The 21621-nt window shown below is 56.0% G+C and carries 18 protein-coding genes and 1 riboswitch; of the genes, 10 read left to right on the top strand and 8 right to left on the bottom strand.

Features of this window, described 5'->3' with window-relative positions; genetic code table 11:
- The first annotated feature begins 4 nt into the window (after window positions 1-4).
- Entirely contained in the window at window positions 5-406 is a 402-nt protein-coding gene (gene nikR / locus OGX80_RS06305; RefSeq protein WP_012135616.1) for a nickel-responsive transcriptional regulator NikR, read from the top strand.
- A gap of 104 nt (window positions 407-510) precedes the next feature.
- On the opposite strand, the gene OGX80_RS06310 is transcribed toward nikR, so the two are convergent.
- From OGX80_RS06310 to OGX80_RS06320, 3 genes are read right to left on the bottom strand one after another with little or no spacing between them, the layout of a single operon-like run.
- Complete coding sequence (locus tag OGX80_RS06310; RefSeq protein ID WP_049011518.1) at window positions 511-1635, bottom strand: ABC transporter permease; 1125 nt, start codon at window positions 1633-1635, stop codon at window positions 511-513.
- Window positions 1635-4382 (bottom strand): ribosome-associated ATPase/putative transporter RbbA, encoded by a 2748-nt coding sequence (gene rbbA / locus OGX80_RS06315; RefSeq protein WP_012135620.1) that lies wholly within the window; start codon window positions 4380-4382, stop codon window positions 1635-1637. Before rbbA ends, OGX80_RS06310 begins: the two co-directional genes overlap by 1 nt.
- Window positions 4379-5446: an HlyD family secretion protein gene (locus OGX80_RS06320; protein ID WP_012135621.1), complete on the bottom strand. Its 1068-nt coding sequence runs from the start codon at window positions 5444-5446 to the stop codon at window positions 4379-4381. Before OGX80_RS06320 ends, rbbA begins: the two co-directional genes overlap by 4 nt.
- 413 nt (window positions 5447-5859) lie before the next feature.
- Window positions 5860-6043: riboswitch (M-box (ykoK) riboswitch) on the top strand.
- A gap of 56 nt (window positions 6044-6099) precedes the next feature.
- Between OGX80_RS06320 and OGX80_RS06325 the strand changes: the two genes are divergently transcribed.
- The gene (locus OGX80_RS06325; protein ID WP_049011520.1) at window positions 6100-7113 is read left to right on the top strand and encodes a magnesium transporter; all 1014 of its coding nucleotides are present in this window, start codon (window positions 6100-6102) and stop codon (window positions 7111-7113) included.
- Between the two features lie 37 nt (window positions 7114-7150).
- On the opposite strand, the gene OGX80_RS06330 is transcribed toward OGX80_RS06325, so the two are convergent.
- Entirely contained in the window at window positions 7151-8344 is a 1194-nt protein-coding gene (locus tag OGX80_RS06330) for a BaiN/RdsA family NAD(P)/FAD-dependent oxidoreductase (protein WP_115181014.1), read from the bottom strand.
- A gap of 230 nt (window positions 8345-8574) precedes the next feature.
- On the opposite strand from OGX80_RS06330, the gene pitA reads away from it, so the two are divergent.
- From pitA to OGX80_RS06345, 3 genes are all read left to right on the top strand, one after another.
- On the top strand, window positions 8575-10071 hold the full coding sequence (gene pitA, locus OGX80_RS06335; RefSeq protein WP_012135626.1) for an inorganic phosphate transporter PitA: 1497 nt from the start codon (window positions 8575-8577) through the stop codon (window positions 10069-10071).
- Between the two features lie 265 nt (window positions 10072-10336).
- Entirely contained in the window at window positions 10337-10726 is a 390-nt protein-coding gene (locus OGX80_RS06340) for a polymorphic toxin type 44 domain-containing protein (RefSeq protein ID WP_071259290.1), read from the top strand.
- Complete coding sequence (locus OGX80_RS06345) at window positions 10704-11111, top strand: hypothetical protein (protein WP_110493687.1); 408 nt, start codon at window positions 10704-10706, stop codon at window positions 11109-11111. The genes OGX80_RS06340 and OGX80_RS06345 overlap by 23 nt, the downstream gene beginning before the upstream one ends.
- A gap of 47 nt (window positions 11112-11158) precedes the next feature.
- Here the strand turns inward: OGX80_RS06345 and uspB are convergent, their stop codons facing one another.
- Window positions 11159-11494 carry a universal stress protein UspB gene (uspB, locus tag OGX80_RS06350; RefSeq protein ID WP_115181013.1) on the bottom strand — a complete coding sequence of 112 codons (336 nt, stop codon included), beginning with the start codon at window positions 11492-11494 and terminating at the stop codon, window positions 11159-11161.
- A 391-nt stretch (window positions 11495-11885) separates the two neighbouring features.
- Here uspB and uspA point away from each other — a divergent pair, with 391 nt between their 5' ends.
- Both uspA and dtpB read left to right on the top strand, forming a co-directional pair.
- Window positions 11886-12320 (top strand): universal stress protein UspA, encoded by a 435-nt coding sequence (gene uspA, locus OGX80_RS06355; protein ID WP_000323571.1) that lies wholly within the window; start codon window positions 11886-11888, stop codon window positions 12318-12320.
- Between the two features lie 299 nt (window positions 12321-12619).
- Complete coding sequence (dtpB, locus tag OGX80_RS06360) at window positions 12620-14092, top strand: dipeptide/tripeptide permease DtpB (RefSeq protein WP_047460450.1); 1473 nt, start codon at window positions 12620-12622, stop codon at window positions 14090-14092.
- Between the two features lie 50 nt (window positions 14093-14142).
- Here dtpB and OGX80_RS06365 read toward each other — a convergent pair whose 3' ends face one another.
- Window positions 14143-14646, bottom strand: coding sequence for an RrF2 family transcriptional regulator (locus OGX80_RS06365; protein ID WP_012135633.1), 504 nt, complete (start codon window positions 14644-14646; stop codon window positions 14143-14145).
- Window positions 14647-14879: 233 nt separating this feature from the next.
- Here OGX80_RS06365 and OGX80_RS06370 point away from each other — a divergent pair, with 233 nt between their 5' ends.
- A complete protein-coding gene (locus OGX80_RS06370; RefSeq protein ID WP_012135635.1) occupies window positions 14880-16082 on the top strand; it encodes an NAD(P)/FAD-dependent oxidoreductase in 1203 nt (400 codons plus the stop codon).
- A 74-nt stretch (window positions 16083-16156) separates the two neighbouring features.
- On the opposite strand, the gene rsmJ is transcribed toward OGX80_RS06370, so the two are convergent.
- Window positions 16157-16915, bottom strand: a complete 759-nt coding sequence (gene rsmJ / locus OGX80_RS06375; RefSeq protein ID WP_115181012.1) for a 16S rRNA (guanine(1516)-N(2))-methyltransferase RsmJ — start codon at window positions 16913-16915, stop codon at window positions 16157-16159.
- 8 nt (window positions 16916-16923) lie between these two features.
- The gene (gene prlC, locus OGX80_RS06380; RefSeq protein ID WP_081353211.1) at window positions 16924-18966 is read right to left on the bottom strand and encodes an oligopeptidase A; all 2043 of its coding nucleotides are present in this window, start codon (window positions 18964-18966) and stop codon (window positions 16924-16926) included.
- A gap of 206 nt (window positions 18967-19172) precedes the next feature.
- Between prlC and OGX80_RS06385 the strand changes: the two genes are divergently transcribed.
- Together OGX80_RS06385 and gorA are read left to right on the top strand one after the other, a co-directional pair.
- On the top strand, window positions 19173-20015 hold the full coding sequence (locus tag OGX80_RS06385) for a 23S rRNA (adenine(2030)-N(6))-methyltransferase RlmJ (protein WP_012135639.1): 843 nt from the start codon (window positions 19173-19175) through the stop codon (window positions 20013-20015).
- A 104-nt stretch (window positions 20016-20119) separates the two neighbouring features.
- Window positions 20120-21472 carry a glutathione-disulfide reductase gene (gene gorA / locus OGX80_RS06390; protein WP_115181011.1) on the top strand — a complete coding sequence of 451 codons (1353 nt, stop codon included), beginning with the start codon at window positions 20120-20122 and terminating at the stop codon, window positions 21470-21472.
- Window positions 21473-21621 lie beyond the last annotated feature (149 nt).

Consider the following 21621-nt stretch of genomic DNA (forward strand, 5'->3'; position numbering starts at 1 on the left):
TCAGATGCAACGTGTCACTATTACTCTCGATGACGATTTACTCGAAACGCTGGATAGCCTGAGCCAGCGCCGGGGTTACAACAACCGCTCCGAAGCGATTCGTGACATTCTGCGCGGCGCGCTGGCGCAGGAGGCCACGCAGGAGCACGGCACCCAGGGTTTCGCGGTGCTCTCGTATGTTTATGAGCATGAGAAACGCGATTTAGCCAGCCGCATCGTTTCCACTCAGCATCATCACCATGATTTGTCGGTGGCGACGCTGCATGTACACATTAATCACGACGACTGTCTGGAGATCGCCGTACTGAAAGGCGATATGGGCGACGTTCAGCATTTTGCCGATGACGTCATCGCCCAGCGCGGCGTGCGCCACGGTCATTTGCAGTGTTTGCCGAAGGAAGAGTGATTGCCTGTTTCGTTGCCGGGGGCGCTTCGCTTGCCCGGCCTACGTCCGTTTCCGTTGGTAGTTCGTAGGCCGGATAAGGCGTAGCCGCCATCCGGCAATAATGTTTACGCCATCGTGCCAATCGTCTTTCTGAAACGCAGTAGCGCTATCAGGAAGAAAGCGCTGCCGATCGCCAGCAGCGTCAGAAACTGCGGCCAGACGATGCCAAACCCGGCGCCGCGATAAAGTATCGCCTGCGCGAGGCTGACAAAGTGAGTAGTTGGCATCGTCAGCATGATGTCCTGCACCATCTGCGGCATACTTTCACGCGGCGTGGAACCGCCGGAGAGCATCTGCAACGGCAGCAGCACCAGAATCATCAGCAGCCCCAGTTGCGGCATCGAACGCGCCAGGGTGCCCATAAAAATCCCGATAGACGTGGTGGCGAACAGGCTTAACGCGACACCCAGCATAAACAGCGGAATGGAGCCCTCAATCGGCACGCCGAGTGCCCCCTTCACCATCAGCATCAGCGACAGCCCGGAAACCACCAGCACCACCAGCCCCATCGACCAGACCTTCGCCATCATGATCTCAAACGGGGTGATCGGCATCACCAGCAGGTGTTCAATCGTCCCGTGCTCCCGCTCGCGGATCAGCGCCGAGCCGGTCAGCACAATCGCCAGCATGGTGATGTTATTAATAATCGCCATTACGCCGCCGAACCATGCCGGGTCCAGATTCGGGTTGAAGCGCATCCGGGTTTCCAGCGAGACCAGCGGCTCGCTATTGTCGCGGTAACGCGCCACAAAGCTGTTCACCTCGCCGCTGATGATGTTCTGGATATAGCTGTTGCCGGTAAACGCCTGACTCATGCGCGTCGCATCGACGTTCACCTGAATATCCGGCTGCCGCCCCGCCAGCACATCCCGTTGGAAATTGGGCGGAATATTGACGGCAAAGGTGTAACGTCCGGCATCCAGTCCGGCGTCCATCTCATCGGCGGTGATCATCTCCGGCGGCAGGAACCACGGGCGATAGAAGCTGTTCACAATGCGATTCGACAGCTGAGACTGGTCCATATCGGCAATCGCGATTGGCGCAAGGTGCAGCGAACCCGGCAGAACGGTGGCGGAGGAGTACACCGAAATCGTGAAGGCAAAGACAATCAGCGTCAGCATTGCCTTATCCCCCAGCAGGCTGCGTAGCTCTTTGATACCGAGGTTATAAATGTTGCGTAATCGGCGCATCACCCCTCCTGTTTTTTCAGCAGCAATACGCTCAGGCCAATCACCAGCGGAATGGCGATCGCCAACGGCACGAACAGCGGCCAGAGATCCATCAGATCCAGCGCTTTCGAGAACGTACCGCGCGCGATCGTCAGAAAATGGCTGGTCGGGTAGATCTCGCCGATCCATCTCCCCGGCCCTTCCAGCGACGCCACCGGGTCGATCATCCCGGAGAACTGCGTCGCCGGGATCAGTGTAATGATCGAGGTGCCGAAAATCGCGGCGATCTGGCTTTTCATAAACGTCGAAATCAGCAGCCCCATTCCGGTGGCGATGGTGACGTAGAGCAGCGCCGCCAGGGTGAGCGTCAGGAAGCTGCCCTTATGCGGCACGCCAAAAACAAACACCGACAGCGCGCAGAGCAACAGGAAGTTCAGCATCCCCAGCGCGATGTACGGCAACTGTTTACCGAGTAAAAATTCGCTGCGGGTGGTCGGCGTCACATACAAGTTGATAATCGATCCCAGCTCTTTTTCACGCACCACGCTCAGGGCGCTGAGCATCGACGGGATCATCATCAACAGCAGCGGAATCACCGCCGGCACAATCGCTGGCAGGCTTTTCACATCCGGGTTGTAGCGATAGCGCGTTTCAATGGTCATCAGCCCGCCCTGGCTGCTGGCATTCGGCTGACGGCTCGCCACATCCTGTAGCCAGCTCTGGTGCATCGCCTGTACGTATCCCCTTACCGTTTCCGCGCGACTGGGCATTGCGCCATCCACCCACACGCCAATCTGCACCGGCGTGCCGCGGGCGATATCCCGTCCAAAATTGGGCGGAAGTTCTATCGCGACCGCCACCTCGCCCGAGCGCATACGCCGGTCAAGATCGTCATAGCTGGTGAGCGGCGGCTGCTCGATAAAATAGCGAGACCCCGCCAGGTTCAACGACCAGGCCTGGCTGCTGACGGTCCGATCGCGATCGAGCACGGCAAAGCGCAGGTTTTCCACATCCATGCTGATACCGTAGCCCATGATCAACATCAAAATGACCGTCCCCAGCAAGGCCAGCGTTGACCGCACCGGATCGCGGCGCAGCTCCAGCGCTTCACGGCGGCTGTAGCTGAACAGGCGTCGCAGACTAAAGCCCTGGCGCGGCGGTTTACTCGTTTTATGCGCGTCTGGCGCGTCCGTTGTCGGCAGCGGTGATACTGGCGCTGGCCCTGCGGCTTCCTGTAACCAGGAGATAAACGCCTCTTCAAGACTGGCAGCGCCCCGCCGCTCTACCAGTTCCTGCGGCGTGCCGCTGGCAAGCACCTTTCCGGCGTGCATCAGCGACATACGGTCACAGCGTTCCGCTTCGTTCATAAAGTGGGTGGAGATAAAAATGGTCACCTTATCCTGGCGCGACAGATCCACCATCAACTGCCAGAACATATCCCTGGCGACCGGGTCCACGCCGGAGGTCGGCTCATCCAGAATCAGCATTTCCGGGCGATGGATCACCGCCACCGCCAGCGACAAGCGCTGGCGAATACCGAGCGGCAGCGCCTCCGGCAGCATATCTTCGACGTCAGAGAGCATAAAACGCTCGCTCATCTGCGCTACACGCTGCGGAATCTCTGCGTCCGGGATGTGGAACAGGCGGGCATGTAGCTCCAGGTTTTGCCGCACGGTCAGCTCGCTGTAGAGTGAAAACGCCTGCGACATGTAACCCACCCGGCGGCGGGTTTCGATATCCTTCGGGTCAACCGACTGTCCGAACAGCCAGGCTTCCCCTTCGCTGGCAGGCAGCAGCCCGGTGAGCATTTTCATGGTGGTGGACTTGCCGCAGCCGTTCGATCCCAGAAAACCAAAAATCTCTCCGCGCGGGATGCGGAAATTGACGTGATCGACGGCGACGAAATTGCCAAACCGCATGGTCAGATCTTTCGCCTCAATGGCTATCTCTTCCTGCGTCGCATCATAAGGCGGGATAACAACGGGTTTGTGCGCCTGGCGCTGCGCCTCTGGCAACAGGGCGATAAACGCCTGTTCCAGCGTGGCGCTGCCGGTTTTGTCCCGCAGTTCTTGCGCACTGCCCGTCGCCATCACTTCACCTGCGTTCATCGCCACCAGCCAGTCGAAACGCTCGGCTTCTTCCATATAGGCCGTGGCGACCAGCACGCTCATGTTAGTCTGGCGCTGACGAATGCTGTCGATCAACGCCCAGAACTGGGCGCGGGAAAGCGGGTCGACCCCGGTGGTAGGCTCATCAAGAATCAGCAGTTCCGGGTCATGGATCAGCGCGCAGCACAGCCCCAGTTTTTGTTTCATGCCGCCCGAGAGCTTCCCCGCCGGGCGATCGCGAAACGGCGCCAGCCCGGTGCTGTTCAGCAGATCGGTAATTCGCGCTTCACGCTCCGCTTTATCATGCCCGAAGAGACGCGCGAAGAAATCGACGTTCTCATACACCGACAGCGTATGGTAGAGGTTCTTTCCCAGCCCCTGCGGCATCCAGGCTATCCGTGGGCAGACATCGCGGCGGTGCGTCGCGTCGCGCATGTCGCCGCCCAGCACCCGCACATTGCCCTGCTCGATAACGCGCGCGCCGGAGATAAGCGACAGCAGGCTCGACTTACCGACGCCATCCGGGCCAATCAGCCCCACCATACAGCGAGCGGGGATATCCAGCGTGATGTTGTTCAGCGCCACCGTTGCCCCGTAATGCTGACTCACGCCGTCAAGGTGCGCCACGGGAGGAATGGGAAGACGCGCCAGGTTCGTCATTGCGGCAGCCTCACCGCCAGATCGTCAGGCCAGGGGCGCTGTTCATCCAGCCGCACCCATGCCATACCCGGCAAACCGGTTTTAACGTATTCCAGATGCTGCTGTAACAGCGCTGGCGGGATACGCGCCTTCACGCGGAACATCAGCTTCAGCCGTTCATCGCTGGTTTCGACGGTTTTCGGCGTGAACTGCGCGACGCTGGCGACAAAACTGATGGTGGCCGGAATGCGCAGGCTGGGCGCGGCATCCAGCACCAGGCGCGCTTCTCCGCCAATTTTCAGCAGGCCGGCCTGCTCGGTCGGCAGGAAGAAGGTCATGTAGACATCGCTGAGATCGACCATATTCAGCACCCGACCGCCCGCAGACAGCACCTCTCCCGGTTCGGCAACGCGGTACTGGACGCGGCCATCTCGCGGCGCTTTTAATTCACTGTCATCGATGTCCGCCACAATGCGTCGCTCGGTAGCCTGCGCCGCGTCTACGCGGGTCTGCGCCTGAATAATGCTGGTGCGGGCCGCTTCAATCGCCGCTTTCGTCGCAGAGACCTGGGCTTTGGCGGATTCCAGCGCGGCGCGAGCGCTTTCGGCAGCGGCGCGATCGTCATCCAGCTGTTGAGCGGAAACCGCACCGCGCTGCGACAGCGAGCGGGAACGCACATGACGTTTGGAGACCGAATCCAGCTCTGCTTCACGCTGCTTCACCACCGACTGGGCGGCGCGCGTTTCGCTCTGGCGTTGCTCCAGCAGGGCGCGCGCGGCGGCAACCGCGCTTTCAGCCTCTTTGATTTGCGCGATGGCTTCCAGCCGCTGTTCCTGCAACACGCGGGTGTCCATCTTCGCCAGCACCTCGCCCTGGCGCACAAACTGCCCTTCCGACACCAGAATGGTGTCAATTCGACCGGCGATTTTGGTGGCAATATCGACTTCTGTTGCCTCAATTCTGCCGTTGCTGGCGGCAAAGCCATCCGGTACGCCAGCAGGACGTAGCATCCACCACGCTACGGCTGCTATTGCCACCAGGATGCCAACACTCCACCACACCAGATGACGCTTTATTTTGTCCATATCCGACCCGCCGTGATCCCTGTTAGCCAACAATGCGTGTCACAACACCCCCGAACACATGTTCAGCGGGATATTCCATCCGGGATAAGAAGGAAAAAAAGAAAATGGCCAGACGGCATGCAGGCGTCAGCGCGGCGCTCGCCGTAAAGGAAAGTGAATGACGGAAATGCTCGAAAAACGGGTACTAATGTTGTCATCATCAGCGTTCCTGGCCGTAAATGAAACACGCATACTCATATGTACTATCAATGAAATACTAACACCAATACCCGTGATGTCTATTCACTTCATTCTTTAATGGGTTTCGCTGGCTTTTATTGGCAGAGAGACAATGTGGTATATCAACCGTTGATAAACCATCTAAATTATAAACATTGTGAATGGTTAACATTCTCTATACTGGCGGCTCATTTTATCGATCTCGTTATGGCGAGGCTCCTGCACAAATATAAGTTACCGCCCTGCTGGTATCGAGAGAGACCACTCAGGGAAATACAGGCATCCATCGAATCAAGGTGTTGCCAAGGTAACTTCTGACGATATCACTATCGGGCAGATACGTTGTGCAGTGCTAAAACCAGGACGTAGGGATCTGCCTGTGCTCATCCTGTCTTGTTCGCCCCTATGAGAGCTTTTTATAGGGAATTACATCAATGTCATCCATCCACGTTTGCAACGCACATCACCCGGCTCCGGCTTTTGACGGCGATGCTATCGCGCAATATATGCGTACCGATTTTATTACGCTGCCGGATCATCTCAGCGTTCATGAGGCGCGTGAATTCTTTGTGTCGCAACTCACCTCAGATGATATTCCCGGCCAGGTGTTTGTGGTTGCGGAAAAACAGCTGCGCGGGGTTTTATCCATCAAGAAACTTTTGCAGGCAAGCGACACGGCGCAATCTATCCGCGCCTTAATGGACAGTTGCCTGTTTCGCGTCAAACCCGACGACGAACGTCCACACATCATTGCCGAGCTGACCGAACGCCAGCTCGATCTGGTGCCGGTCGTCGATAAAGGCGAGCTGGTCGGCTGCCTGATGGAAAAAGAGATTGCCCATCTTCTGGAAGATGACGTCACTGAAGACGTGCAGCGCCAGGGGGCGACGCTGCCGCTGGAGAAACCGTATCTGGACATCAGCCCGTGGACGCTGTGGAAGAAACGTTCTGTGTGGCTGCTGTTGCTGTTTGTGGCGGAAGCCTATACCAGTAGCGTACTGCAACATTTCGAAGAGGCGCTGGAGTCAGCGATTGCGCTGGCCTTCTTCATCCCCCTGCTGATTGGCACCGGCGGCAACAGCGGCACGCAAATAACCTCTACGCTGGTGCGCGCAATGGCACTGGGCGAAGTGCGGCTGCGCGACATGGGGCGGGTCATTCGCAAAGAGGCATCGACCTCGCTGCTGATCGCCATAACGCTGGGCCTGGCGGGTTGTCTGCGCGCCTGGATGATGGGTATCGGCGTGGAAATCACGCTGATCGTCAGCCTGACGCTGGTATGCATTACGCTGTGGAGCGCGGTGGTGTCATCAGTGATCCCGATGGTGCTCAAGCGCATCGGCATCGACCCTGCGGTGGTCTCTGCGCCGTTTATCGCCACGCTGATCGACGGCACCGGACTGATTATCTACTTTAAAATCGCCCAGTATTTTCTTGGCCTGAACTGACAACTGCGCCCGACCGCTCTCAGGTCGGGCAAACCCGTTATCCTTCGCTCAGCGCCTGCGCACATGCCCACGCGCTCGACCAGGCCCACTGGAAGTTGTAGCCCCCCAGCCAACCGGTGACATCCATCACCTCGCCGATAAAATAAAGCCCCGGCACTTTTCGGGCCTCCATCGTGCGCGAAGAAAGTTCATCGGTGTTCACGCCGCCAAGCGTCACTTCCGCCGTGCGATAGCCTTCCGTACCGTTAGGCTGTACGCGCCATTCGGTCAGCGTTTCAATCAGCGCTTGCTGCTCGCGTGCGTTCAACTGTTTCAGGGAAACATCCGGGATCTGCCCAAGCTGCTGTAAACATTCCACCAGGCGCTTCGGCAACTGCATCGCCAGCGTATTTTTCAGGCTTTGATTCGGGTGCGCGCAACGTTGTTCATTGAGGAAATCATCAGGATCGACCTCCGGCAGCAAATTGATGCTGACAAATTCGCCGGGCTGCCAGAAACTCGAAATCTGTAAAACCGCCGGGCCTGACAGCCCACGGTGGGTAAAGAGCAGATTTTCACGGAATACCATACCGTCCTGCGCCGCGATCACCGCAGGCACCGAAACGCCGGATAACACCTGAAGCTGCTCCAGCAGCGGTTTATGCAACGTGAAGGGCACCAGCCCGGCGCGGGTCGGCAGGACATCCAGACCAAACTGTTCGGCAATTTTATAACCCAACGGCGACGCGCCCAGACCGGGCATGGAGAGACCGCCCGTGGCGATCACCACTTTTTTCGCCGCGACCGTCATGCCGTTCAGTTCCAGGGTAAACCCTTCGTCATCACGCGCAATACTGAGCACTTCGCTGCGCAGGCGTATCGTCACGTTGCCCTTTTCGCATTCCGCCACCAGCATATCGACAATTTGCTGCGCAGAGTCGTCGCAGAACAGCTGGCCGAGCGTCTTTTCATGCCAGGCGATGCCGTGTTTGCCCACCAGATCGATAAAGTCCCACTGGGTGTAACGCGCCAGCGCCGATTTGCAGAAATGGGGGTTCTGGCTCAGATAGGCAGCAGGTTCGACATACAGATTCGTGAAGTTGCAGCGCCCGCCGCCGGACATCAGGATCTTACGCCCCGGTTTTTTACCATTATCGACGAGCAGCACGCGGCGCCCCGCCTGACCGGCCTGCGCCGCACAGAACATACCCGCCGCGCCAGCGCCTATAATAACGGCATCAAACCTTTCCACTTTGCGATCCTCTCTGAAAACAGGGCGTGAATTGTAAAGATTCCTCAGTGGTCGCACCAGCGACAAAATCAATGGATATGAGTATTTAATTGAATTCTATAAGATAATTCTTTAGTGGCATGGCATTAAGCAGGCGTTATATCAAAAAAAGTCTATATTTCACTTTGCCCGCGCCGCGAAAGTCACTGATAATGCGCCGCGTTCATGTCCTCAAAATGGCGTAACGTCCTATGCTACATTTGTTTGCTGGCCTGGATTTACATACCGGGCTTTTATTATTGCTTGCTCTGGCTTTTGTGCTGTTCTACGAAGCGATTAACGGCTTCCATGATACAGCCAACGCAGTGGCAACCGTGATTTATACCCGTGCGATGCGTTCGCAACTGGCGGTTGTTATGGCTGCGGTCTTTAACTTCTTTGGCGTTCTACTGGGCGGTCTGAGTGTAGCCTATGCCATCGTGCATATGTTGCCTACGGATTTGCTGCTTAACATGGGTTCCGCACATGGCCTCGCTATGGTGTTCTCTATGTTGCTGGCGGCCATTATCTGGAACCTCGGTACATGGTACTTTGGTCTGCCTGCCTCCAGTTCCCATACGCTGATTGGCGCTATCATTGGTATCGGTTTAACCAATGCAATGATGACCGGCACTTCAGTGGTGGATGCGCTAAATATACCTAAAGTTATCAATATCTTTGGGTCATTGATTGTCTCCCCTATCGTAGGCCTGGTGTTTGCTGGCGGTCTGATCTTTTTGCTGCGTCGCTACTGGAGCGGCACTAAAAAGCGCGCACGTATCCACCTGACCCCTGCTGAACGTGAAAAGAAAGACGGTAAGAAAAAGCCGCCATTCTGGACGCGTATCGCACTTATCCTCTCGGCTATCGGCGTGGCGTTCTCTCATGGCGCTAACGATGGTCAGAAAGGCATTGGTCTGGTCATGCTGGTTCTGATTGGCGTGGCGCCTGCGGGCTTCGTCGTCAATATGAACGCATCCGGCTATGAAATTACCCGTACCCGCGACGCCATCAACAACGTCGAAACGTACTTCCAGCAGCACCCTGATCTGCTGAAAAAAGTCACCGGCGTGGATCAGTTGATTCCCGCACCGGAACCGGGCGCGACAGAACCCGCAGAGTTCCATTGCCACCCGGCGAATACCATCAATGCGCTTGATCGCGCGAAAGGTATGCTGGCGAATCTGGAAAGCTACGACACGTTAAGCGTTGACCAGCGTAGCCAGCTGCGTCGCATTATGCTGTGCATCTCCGACACGACCGATAAAGTCGTGAAGCTGCCTGGCGTAAGCAATGACGACCAGCGTCTGCTGAAAAAACTGAAAACCGATATGCTGAGCACCATTGAGTACGCGCCGATCTGGATAATCATGGCCGTCGCGCTGGCGCTGGGTATTGGCACCATGATCGGCTGGCGCCGCGTGGCGACCACCATCGGTGAGAAGATTGGTAAGAAAGGCATGACCTATGCGCAAGGGATGTCGGCGCAGATGACGGCCGCAGTCTCTATCGGTCTCGCCAGCTACACCGGTATGCCGGTATCCACCACGCACGTCCTTTCTTCCTCCGTCGCGGGGACAATGGTTGTGGACGGTGGCGGTCTACAGCGCAAAACGGTCACCAGCATTCTGATGGCCTGGGTGTTTACCCTGCCAGCGGCGATTATTCTGTCCGGCGTGCTGTACTGGATCTCGCTGAAGATTATCTAAGCGCGACCGTGCCGGATGGCGGCGATACCTTATCCGGCCTACAAAAACGCAGCACGTAGGCCTTAAAGCGACGCGCCATCAGGCAAAGGAATGCAGAATCAACCGTATTGAGCGGGTCAGGAAACTGACCCGCTTTTTTTATATGCGCTGTTTTTCTATTAACTCTCTACTTTCATTAGGAAAATCTGAACACTTTTTGTTCAGATTATCGATACACGAGAAACTATCATGCCGGGCAGGATTAAAACCGAACACTGGAGGATGTATGGCTTCCGTTCCAACCCCTGGCCCTGGTTCAATTGTTATAGCTAACAACATGCGTGAAGCACGCCAAAATGGAATGTCTCGTAATATGGCCACGGCTTCTACTTACTACTGGTTCTATCAAAAAGTCAGAAATGGCGGCCCATGGGATTATAAAAAATTCGATCCGTATTTCGCAGCATTTGGCAATTTCAACTTCGGTGCCGCAGGGACTGCTGCAGGCATTCCTGCAAAGATCCTCCTTATTGGCGGGGGTTGGGCTCAGAACCGCGCAGGTACTTCAAAACCTGAATGGGGTAAATGGTACGATAAACCACCTTACGGTGATGACCCAACGGATCAGCGCAATATCAGAGAAGGAATAGACTATGCCATTCAGAACGGCTATTAGATGGCTCCATCGGCTTGTCACGCTTGTACTTCTCATCGTGGTTACAGGTTTTGCCTGGTTAAATCATCAGCCCGCCCCTCTCAGTGACGACGAGTTGCAGCGCGTTTATCAAGTTTCAGATTGCGTCTGGCTGTACATGACTGTGAATCATCAGGGTGGCGCAACCGTACCTACCATTTACCGATATTATCTGTCGAATAAGCTAGAGGGCAAAGACACAGACATTATCCAGCAACTCTCTACGAAATCTCCCGTCATTGAGGGTACTGGCACTATTACGAATGCCAGCCCAGATAAAAACGGGGCGGTGAGCATTTCTTATAGCGGTAAAGTTATCTCGATTCAGGACAATATCTCAGACCTCCGGTTCACAGTTGCGCCCTGAGCCGGATGATAAAAAGGCGAGGATATCCTCGCCTTTTTTATTTTTGCTCAGTGCCAAATCAACAGCGCAACCATACTGATCAGCACCAGACCGCATAATGCGCTGGTGAGGATGAACTGGCCGCGAACGCGTTCACAACGGCGGATGAATTCATCATCGTGGTGATCGCGATAACGTTGCGCGTAGATATACCACACCAGACGCATCTGTTTGTTGGGTTGACCATGCGAGGTAAAGAAGCCACCTCCATCCACATATTGGTAGAGCAATGGATCGCAACCACGCAGTACCACTAACAGCGCGCGTAACGATGAGAAATAGCGCGTCATATTAACAATGCAAACGACACATAAAGCCCAGAATAATGCGACGGTGCTTATCATACCTCCTCCCCGGCGACCCGCCCACGGAGCTCCTCTCCGGGACTACCGCTCCCCCGATACTCAGCCAGACAGTTCAGTGAAAGAGTCCTGCTAAACCGTTCACGCCAGTGCCCTGCATCCGAACGGCTCTATTAAATAGTGTAGGAGATCAGTTAATTTTTTTGCCAGAAGGTTAACCGCTATCAATGCAATTAACTGAAAATTTTGTTTAACTGATTGGCAAGCAAGGCGGATTGACGGATTATCCAGGTCGCTATAATGTAAGGATAGTCTTTACATTCACTTCTCGGCTGGGCTAGCCCCGCGCTGTAGTTCGCAGGACGCGGGTGACGTGGCGGCACAAGAAACGCTAGCTGGCTAGTCATCGACAACTTATGGAAGGAGTAACACTATGGCTTACAAACACATTCTCATCGCGGTTGACCTTTCCCCGGAAAGTAAAGTTCTGGTAGAAAAAGCGGTTTCAATGGCGCGTCCTTACAACGCGAAAGTCTCTCTTATCCACGTTGATGTCAATTACTCTGACCTGTACACCGGCCTGATCGACGTGAATCTGGGCGATATGCAAAAACGCATCTCTGAAGAAACACACCATGCGCTGACCGAACTTTCCACCAATGCCGGTTACCCTATCACCGAAACCCTGAGCGGCAGCGGCGATCTGGGTCAGGTACTGGTTGACGCGATCAAAAAATACGATATGGATCTGGTCGTTTGCGGTCATCATCAGGACTTCTGGAGCAAACTGATGTCTTCAGCACGCCAGTTGATTAATACCGTGCATGTCGACATGCTGATTGTTCCGCTGCGCGACGAAGAAGAGTAAGTTCCTGTTGTGCCGGATGGCGGCTGACGCCTTATCCGGCCTGGCATTCATCAGCCCGATATACACAGCGCCCGCCAATGCGGGCGTTTTTGTTTATGCCTTCCCTCGAACGCATTCCAGTACAACATTCCAGACCACAAATCATAATTAGTGTGATCAACTAATTAGATCGAAAACCATCTCTATAATAATCTATTCATTCGGTTAATGACCGCAGTCTATAACAGAGTCAGACTTTTTCGGCGCGTTTTGGCATACGCGTTCATACTTTTCGGGATGGCATTGAAAGGCGAAGGAATATGAATACAACTGCACCTACGGGCTTGCTACAGCAACCCCGTCCGTTCTTCATGATCTTTTTTGTAGAATTATGGGAGCGATTCGGCTATTACGGCGTCCAGGGCATCCTGGCGGTTTTCTTTGTTAAACAGCTTGGCTTCTCTCAGGAACAGGCATTTATCACCTTTGGCGCATTTGCCGCACTGGTGTACGGCCTGATATCCATTGGCGGCTACGTTGGCGATCACCTGCTGGGAACTAAGCGTACCCTGGTACTGGGGGCGATTGTCCTGGCGATCGGCTACTTCATGACCGGGTTATCGTTACTGAAACCGAACCTGATTTTTATCGCGCTAGGGACGATTGCCGTCGGTAACGGACTGTTTAAAGCCAACCCTGCGAGCCTGCTGTCCAAGTGTTACCTGCCCAAAGACCCCCGTCTGGACGGCGCGTTCACCCTGTTTTATATGTCGATTAACATCGGGTCGCTGCTGTCGCTCTCCCTCGCCCCGGTCATCGCCGACAAATTCGGCTATGCCGTTACCTATAACCTGTGCGGCGCCGGGTTGATTGTCGCGCTGCTGGTCTACTTCGCCTGTCGCGGTATGGTGAAAGATATCGGTTCAGAGCCAGACCATAAGCCGCTGAGCTTCCGTAATCTGCTCGCCGTACTGATCGGCACCGTCGCCATGATTTTCCTCTGCGCCTGGCTGATGCATAACGTAAAAATCGCCAACCTGGTGCTGATCGTCCTGTCGATTGTGGTCATCATTTTCTTCTTCCGTGAAGCGTTTCGTCTGGATAAAACCGGACGCAACAAAATGTTCGTCGCTTTTATCCTGATGCTTGAAGCGGTGCTGTTTTATATTCTGTACGCACAGATGCCTACATCGCTGAATTTCTTCGCAATCAATAACGTACATCACGATATTCTCGGTTTTACCATTAACCCGGTCAGCTTCCAGGCGCTGAACCCGTTCTGGGTGGTGGTTGCCAGTCCGGTACTGGCGGCGATTTACACGCGTCTGGGGAGCAAAGGCAAAGATCTGACCATGCCGATGAAGTTTACGCTGGGCATGTTCCTCTGTTCGCTGGGCTTTCTGACCGCCGCCGCCGCAGGCATGTGGTTCGCCGATGCGCAGGGGCTGACTTCACCGTGGTTTATCGTGCTGGTGTACCTGTTCCAGAGTCTGGGTGAGTTGCTGATTAGCGCCCTGGGGCTGGCAATGGTTGCCGCGCTGGTGCCTCAGCACCTGATGGGCTTTATTCTCGGGATGTGGTTCCTGACGCAGGCGGCGGCTTTCCTGCTGGGCGGCTATGTCGCAACCTTCACCGCCGTACCGGAAAATATCACCGACCCGCTCCAGACGCTGCCTATCTACACCGGCGTGTTCAGCAAAATAGGCCTCGTCACACTGGCGGTCACCGTTGTGATGGCGATTATGGTGCCGTGGTTGAACCGGATGATTAATACGCCGGATAGCAGTAAATAAGCGTCAGCGCCGGATGCGGACATAGCCGCATCCGGCCTGCGTTCGGGCATTTACCCTTTACGCGCGTCAATCCATTCCTGCACTTCAACCACAAAGGTCTCTGGCGCTTTGCGGTACATCTTACGCGCCAGATCGAGAATGGTATGCTGCCCTAACGCTTCTTCCATACGCTGCTGCGCCATGTCCATTACCGAGCGCACGCCGCAGATACCTTCACAGGCCCACGCCGGAGGCTGCTCATCAAAAACAGCCAGACGCTGGCGAATTTCACGGCATTCAAAGATGCGCTTGTCACCGTCAATGGCGTTGACCACATCCAGCACCGTGATGTGTTCGGCAGGCCTGGCGAGCTGAAAACCACCGCCTTTGCCTTCGATGCTGCGCACCAGGCCCGCTTTCGACAGACGGGTAAAAATCTTGGCCAGATAGTCGTAGGGCACGCTTTGCAGGTCAGCAATTTCGCGAACGCTCATATCGCGGGCGTCGCCTTTGCTGTCCACCATACACATCAGGCTATGGATGCCGTACTCAACCCCGGAACTGTAGAATGCCATGCTCTTATCTCAGCCAAAATAATTCTGAGTTATTGTAGCTTTTTCGACAGGCGCTTGCCAGACAGAGAACCACAGCACATTAGGAATTAAAATTTAATTCATTATTTATCATAATGATAACCAACAGATCTGGATCATTTTCCACCGGATCGCACAAATGACATTGCATTCATTAACTACGACCAATAAAATCCGAGTAAATAACTTCATCGTTAACATTGAGTGCAACCTAAATGCGTAAACAAATTCTGATCGTTGGTGCAGGTTTTTCCGGGATGTGGGCCGCGTTGAGCGCCGCCCGTCTGGCAGATAAACACCAGAATGACACAATTGATATCACCGTTATCGCCCCACAACCCGAACTTCGCGTACGCCCTCGCTTTTATGAAAATGCCGTCCAGACGCTGGTCGCTCCCCTGCAACCGCTGTTCGACGAAACCGGCGTCAACTTCCTGCGCGGGACGGTTGCGCAGATCCTTCCCGACTCAAAAGAGGTGAGCTGGGCAGATGCCTCCGGCAAAACGCACTTACATCGCTACGACCGTTTGATTCTGGCAAGCGGCAGCCACGTTAACCGTTCACTCGTAACGGGCGCAGATGCGCATGCGTTCGATCTGGATCAACTGGAAAGCGCCGCCGTACTGGAGCAGCACCTGAAGGATCTGGCGAACAAAGAAGAAAGCGACGCACGCAATACCGTTGTTGTTTGCGGCGGCGGCTTTACCGGGATCGAGATGGCGCTGGAGTTGCCTGGCCGTTTACGTGATATTCTCGGCGCTGATGCTAAGACCAGAGTAGTCGTAGTTGAACGCGGCCCGCAGCCTGGCGCTCGCTACAGCGAAGAACTGCGCAACGTGATTATCGAAGCGTCGGCAGAGCTGGGCGTGGAGTGGCTGGTGAATACGGAAGTGGAAAGCGTGGACGCAACGGGCATCACGCTGAAAGACGGGCAAACCATCGCGTCGCAAACCGTCATCTGGACCGTCGGCGTTCAGGCGAACGATCTGACCGGGCAGATTGACGCTCCACGCGACCGTCAGGGGCGTTTACATGTGAATGCTCAGCTTCAGGTGGTGGGTCACGATGACATTTATGCCACTGGCGATGTGGCGTACGCCGCAACCGATGACAAAGGCAATCATGCGTTAATGACCTGCCAGCACGCTATTCTGCTGGGCAAGTTTGCCGGGAATAACGCGGCCGCTGACCTGCTGGAGGTCGCTCCTCTGCCGTATCGTCAGGAAAACTATGTCACCTGTCTGGATCTTGGCGCATGGGGCGCGGTCTACACCGAAGGCTGGGATCAGCAGGTAAAACTGACGCGTGCGGAAGCGAAAAAACTCAAGCTGTCGATTGTCAGCGAGCTGATCTATCCACCGAAGGCCGACAGAGCCGTGGCGTTTGAGATTGCCGATCCGCTGGCGCCGTTTGTTTAGTCAGCCTTGCCGGATGGCGGCGTACCCTGCACTGAACCGTAGGCCCGATAAGCGAAGCGCCATCGGGCAATTCGTTACTCCACCAACGCCGTACCGGCATAAATATCAAACCGGTGGCCTTTGGTGACAACCGCGTTCGGCGTGGCGACATCCGCTAACGGTGGCGCGTAATCCGGGCGCTTCACCACGACCCGTTTGGTCGCCAGCTGGCGCGCTGGCGCCAGCAAACCATCGGCATCAAGATCCGGCCCGACCAGCGACTGAAACACCCGCATCTCTTTTTTCACCAATGCGCTTTTCTGCTTATGCGGGAACATCGGATCGAGATAAACCACCTGCGGGCGCGGCGTGATATCCGTCAGCGCCGTCAGGCTGGAGGCATGAATCAACTGCAAGCGTTCCTGCAACCACGGGCCGATTTCCGGGTCGGCATACCCGCGCGCCAGACCGTCATCCAGCAACGCCGCGACCACCGGGTTGCGCTCCAGCATGCGCACTCGACACCCCACGGAAGCCAGCACAAAAGCATCGCGCCCCAGTCCCGCCGTCGCATCGACCACATCCGGCAGGTAATCGCCTTTAATGCCGACCGCTTTCGCGACCGCTTCGCCGCGACCGCCGCCGAACTTGCGGCGATGGCCCATCGCCCCGCCGACAAAATCGACAAAGATGCCGCCAAGCTTCGGCTCATCGCGCTTACGCAGCTCCAGATGCGCAGTCGTCAGCACCAGCGCCATCGGGTTGTTTTCGTCATGCTCTAACCCCCAGCGGGCGGCAAGAACAGATAAGGCGCCGTCTCCGGCGCCTGTTTCATCAACTAAGCAGATCTTCACGTACGCTATCAGCCTTTAATGCCGTAGTGCGTCAGCATCGCGTCCAGCTGCGGTTCACGGCCACGGAAGCGCTTGAACAGCTCCATCGGCTCTTCCGAACCGCCGCGAGTCAGGATGTTGTCGAGGAACGACTGCCCGGTATCGCGGTTGAAAATGCCTTCTTCCTCAAAGCGCGAGAAGGCATCCGCCGCCAGTACATCGGCCCACAGATAGCTGTAGTAACCTGCCGCATATCCCCCGGCGAAAATATGGCTGAAGGCGTGCGGGAAGCGACCCCATGACGGCCCCGGCACCACGGCGACCTGTTTTTTGATCTCAGAAAGCGTCTCCAGAATTTTCGCCCCTTGTTCCGGGTTAAATTCCGCATGCAGACGGAAGTCGAACAGGCCAAACTCCAGCTGACGCAGAATAAACAGCGCCGCCTGGTAGTTCTTCGCCGCCAGCATTTTATCCAGCAGTTCCTTCGGCAGCGGTTCGCCGGTCTCGTAGTGACCGGAGATAAACGCCAGCGCGTCCGGCTCCCAGCACCAGTTTTCCATAAACTGGCTCGGCAGTTCGACCGCATCCCACGGCACGCCGCTGATGCCGGAAACGCCCGCCGTTTCGATGCGGGTCAGCATGTGGTGCAGACCGTGGCCGAACTCGTGGAACAGGGTGATCACTTCATCATGCGTGAACAGCGCCGGTTTACCGTTAACCGGACGGTTAAAGTTACAGGTCAGGTAGGCGACCGGTTTTTGCAGCGAGCCATCGGCTTTGCGCATCTGGCCGACGCAGTCATCCATCCACGCCCCGCCACGCTTGTGCTCACGCGCATACAGATCGAGGTAGAAGCTGCCGCGCAGTTCGTTGTTTTCGTCATACAGCTCGAAGAAGCGCACGTCGGGATGCCAGACATCCACATCGTTACGCTCTCTGGCCGTAATGCCATAAATGCGTTGTACCACTTCAAACAGGCCGTTCACGGCTTTGTTTTCCGGGAAGTACGGGCGCAGTTGCTCATCGCTGATGCTGTAAAGGTGCTGCTTCTGTTTCTCGCTGTAGTACGCGATATCCCACGGTTGCAGTTCATCGACGCCGAACGTCGCTTTCGCGAAGGCGCGCAGTTGCGCCAGCTCTTTCTCGCCCTGCGGACGCGCGCGTTTCGCCAGATCGGTTAAGAAATCCAGCACCTGCTGCGGGTTTTCCGCCATTTTGGTGGCGAGCGATTTAAAGGCATAGCTGTCGAAACCCAGCAACTGCGCCAGTTCATGACGCAGCGCGAGGATCTCTTCCATCACCGGGCTGTTGTCCCATTTACCCGCGTTCGGCCCCTGATCGGAGGCGCGCGTCACATAGGCGCGGTACATCTCTTCACGCAATGCCGGGTTGTCGCAGTAGGTCATCACCGGCAGATAGCTTGGAATATCCAGCGTCAGCAGCCAGCCTTCCTGTTCTTTCGCTTCCGCCTGCGCTTTCGCGGCGGCAAGAGCGCTTTCCGGCATGCCCGCCAGTTCCGCGTCGTCAGTCACTAACTTCGTCCAGCCCATCGTGGCGTCGAGCACGTTGTTGCTGTACTGATTACCCAGCTCGGACAGGCGAGTGGCGATTTCACCATAGCGCTGCTGTTTTTCCTTCGGCAGACCAATACCGGAAAGCTCAAAATCGCGCAGCGCGTTATCAACCGCTTTTTTCTGCGCGAGGTTCAGGGTCGCGTAATGGTCGCCGTCGCGCAGGTCGCGGTACGCATTGTACAGACCCTCGTGCTGACCAACCCAGGTGCTGTATTCAGACAGCAGCGGCAGCGTCTGCTCATAGGCTTCGCGCAGTTCCGGGCTGTTTTTAACGGAATTCAGGTGGCTGACCGGAGAGAAAATGCGCCCCAGCACGTCGTCCACTTCCGCCAGCGGCTGGCAGAGATTTTCCCAGGTGTACGGCGCGCCCTGCGCCACTACCCGCTCCACGTTTTCACGGCAGTCATTCAGCGCCTTTGTCACGGCAGGCACCACATGCTCAGGCTGGATTTGGGAAAACGGCGGTAGCGAGAAAGGCGTCAGTAATGGATTGGTCATAAGCGCTGTCCTGTTGAATGAGGTGAATGAAGCGCGCATCCGGCGCTGTGCATATTTGTTTCAGATGGGGGTAAGTGTAGTGAATTTCAATGGCGAGCGTAGCGGAAAAATACCCGGTAGCGCTGCGCTTACCGGCCTACGGGTAATCTGCCCTTTTCTGCTGTAAACTGTGACAAATCGTCTATTTCAGCGGAATTTAATTACCCATGCTCAGTTATCGCCACAGCTTTCACGCTGGCAACCACGCCGACGTCCTCAAACACACTGTTCAGAGCCTGATTATCGAGTCGCTCAAAGAGAAAGAGAAACCGTTTCTTTATCTGGACACGCACGCTGGCGCTGGCCGTTATCAGCTGAGCGGCGAACACGCCGAACGCACCGGTGAATATATGGAAGGGATCGCCCGCATCTGGCAGCAGGACGATTTACCGGCCGAGCTGGAGCCTTATATCGGCGTGGTAGAGCACTTTAACCGTAACGGGCAACTGCGTTACTACCCGGGTTCCCCGCTCATCGCCCGCCAGCTGCTGCGTGAGCAGGACAGCCTGCAACTGACGGAGCTGCATTCAAGCGATTTTCCGCTGCTGCGTTCTGAGTTTCAAAAAGACAGCCGCGCCCGCGTGGAGCGTGCCGACGGCTATATGCAGTTGAAGTCCAAACTGCCGCCGGTTTCGCGTCGCGGCCTGATCCTCATCGACCCGCCTTACGAAATGAAAACCGATTATCAGGCGGTCGTCAGCGGCATCAGCGAAGGGTATAAGCGCTTTGCCACCGGCACCTATGCGCTGTGGTATCCGGTGGTGTTACGCCAGCAAATTAAACGCATGATTCACGACCTGGAAGACACCGGAATCCGCAAAATCCTGCAAATTGAGCTGGCAGTACGCCCGGACAGCGACCAGCGCGGCATGACCGCCTCTGGCATGATCGTCATTAACCCGCCGTGGAAGCTGGAACAACAGATGAACAACGTGCTGCCGTGGCTGCACAGCAAGCTGGTTCCAGCGGGCACCGGGCACGCTTCCGTCAGCTGGATCGTGCCAGAGTAATCACAGCCATCGGTGGAACCTTTTAATTCCAGGTATACAATCGCGAATATTTTGGCGAATGGCATTGCGCTCATTCGCCCTACAATGAACATGAAGGAGCGGTCATGACCAAACACTATGATTACATCGCGATCGGCGGCGGAAGCGGCGGTATTGCCTCGATTAACCGTGCCGCTATGTACGGTCAGAAATGTGCGTTGATTGAAGCCAAAGAGCTGGGCGGCACCTGCGTCAACGTCGGTTGCGTCCCTAAAAAAGTGATGTGGCATGCCGCGCAGATTCGCGAAGCGATCCATATGTACGGCCCGGACTACGGCTTTGACACCACCATCAACGCGTTCAACTGGGACACGCTGATTGCCAGCCGCACGGCCTATATCGACCGTATTCACACCTCGTACGACAACGTGCTGGGTAAAAATAACGTGGATGTGATCAAAGGCTTCGCCCGCTTCGTGGATGCCAGAACCCTTGAAGTGAATGGGGAAACGATCACTGCCGATCACATTCTGATCGCCACCGGCGGTCGCCCGAGCCATCCGTCCATTCCGGGTACGGAATACGGTATCGACTCCGACGGTTTCTTTGCGCTGCCTGCGCTGCCGGAGCGCGTTGCGGTGGTCGGCGCAGGTTACATCGCCGTAGAACTGGCTGGTGTGATTAACGGCCTGGGCGCCCAAACGCACCTGTTCGTGCGTAAACACGCGCCGCTGCGCAGCTTTGACCCGATGATCACCGAAACGCTGGTTGAAGTGATGAACACAGAAGGCCCGACCCTTCACACCCACGCGATCCCGAAAGCGGTGGTGAAAAACGCCGACGGCAGCCTGACCCTGCAACTGGAAGACGGTCGCAGCGAAACGGTGGATTGCCTGATTTGGGCGATTGGCCGCGAACCGGCAACCGACAACGTTAACCTTGCCGCCGCCGGCGTGAAAACCAACGAAAAAGGGTACATCGTCGTCGATAAATTCCAGAATACCAGCGTGGAAGGTATTTATGCGGTGGGCGATAACACCGGTGCGGTTGAGCTGACACCAGTCGCCGTGGCGGCGGGTCGTCGTCTCTCCGAACGTTTGTTCAACAACAAGCCGAACGAGCATCTGGACTACAGCAATATTCCGACCGTGGTCTTTAGCCACCCGCCGATTGGCACCGTGGGCCTGACCGAACCACAGGCGCGCGAACAGTACGGCGACGACCAGGTGAAAGTGTACAAATCATCGTTCACAGCCATGTACACTGCGGTAACGTCTCACCGTCAGCCCTGCCGCATGAAGCTGGTGTGCGTCGGCGAAGACGAGAAGATTGTCGGTATTCACGGCATCGGCTTCGGGATGGATGAAATGTTGCAGGGCTTCGCGGTCGCGCTGAAAATGGGCGCCACCAAGAAAGACTTCGACAACACCGTGGCGATTCACCCAACGGCGGCGGAAGAGTTCGTGACAATGCGTTAATCGTCGATAAGCGCCGGATGGTGTGACGATCCTGTCGGCCGGATAGGCGTTTACGTCGCCATCCGGCGCCATGCCCGATGGCGCTATGCTTATCGGGTCTACGCATGCGGTTTTCCGTAGACCCGATAAAACTTCAGCCGTCATCCGGC

Source organism: Citrobacter sp. CK194 (assembly GCF_030333395.1).
Classification (GTDB): Bacteria; Pseudomonadota; Gammaproteobacteria; order Enterobacterales; family Enterobacteriaceae; genus Citrobacter_B; species Citrobacter_B koseri.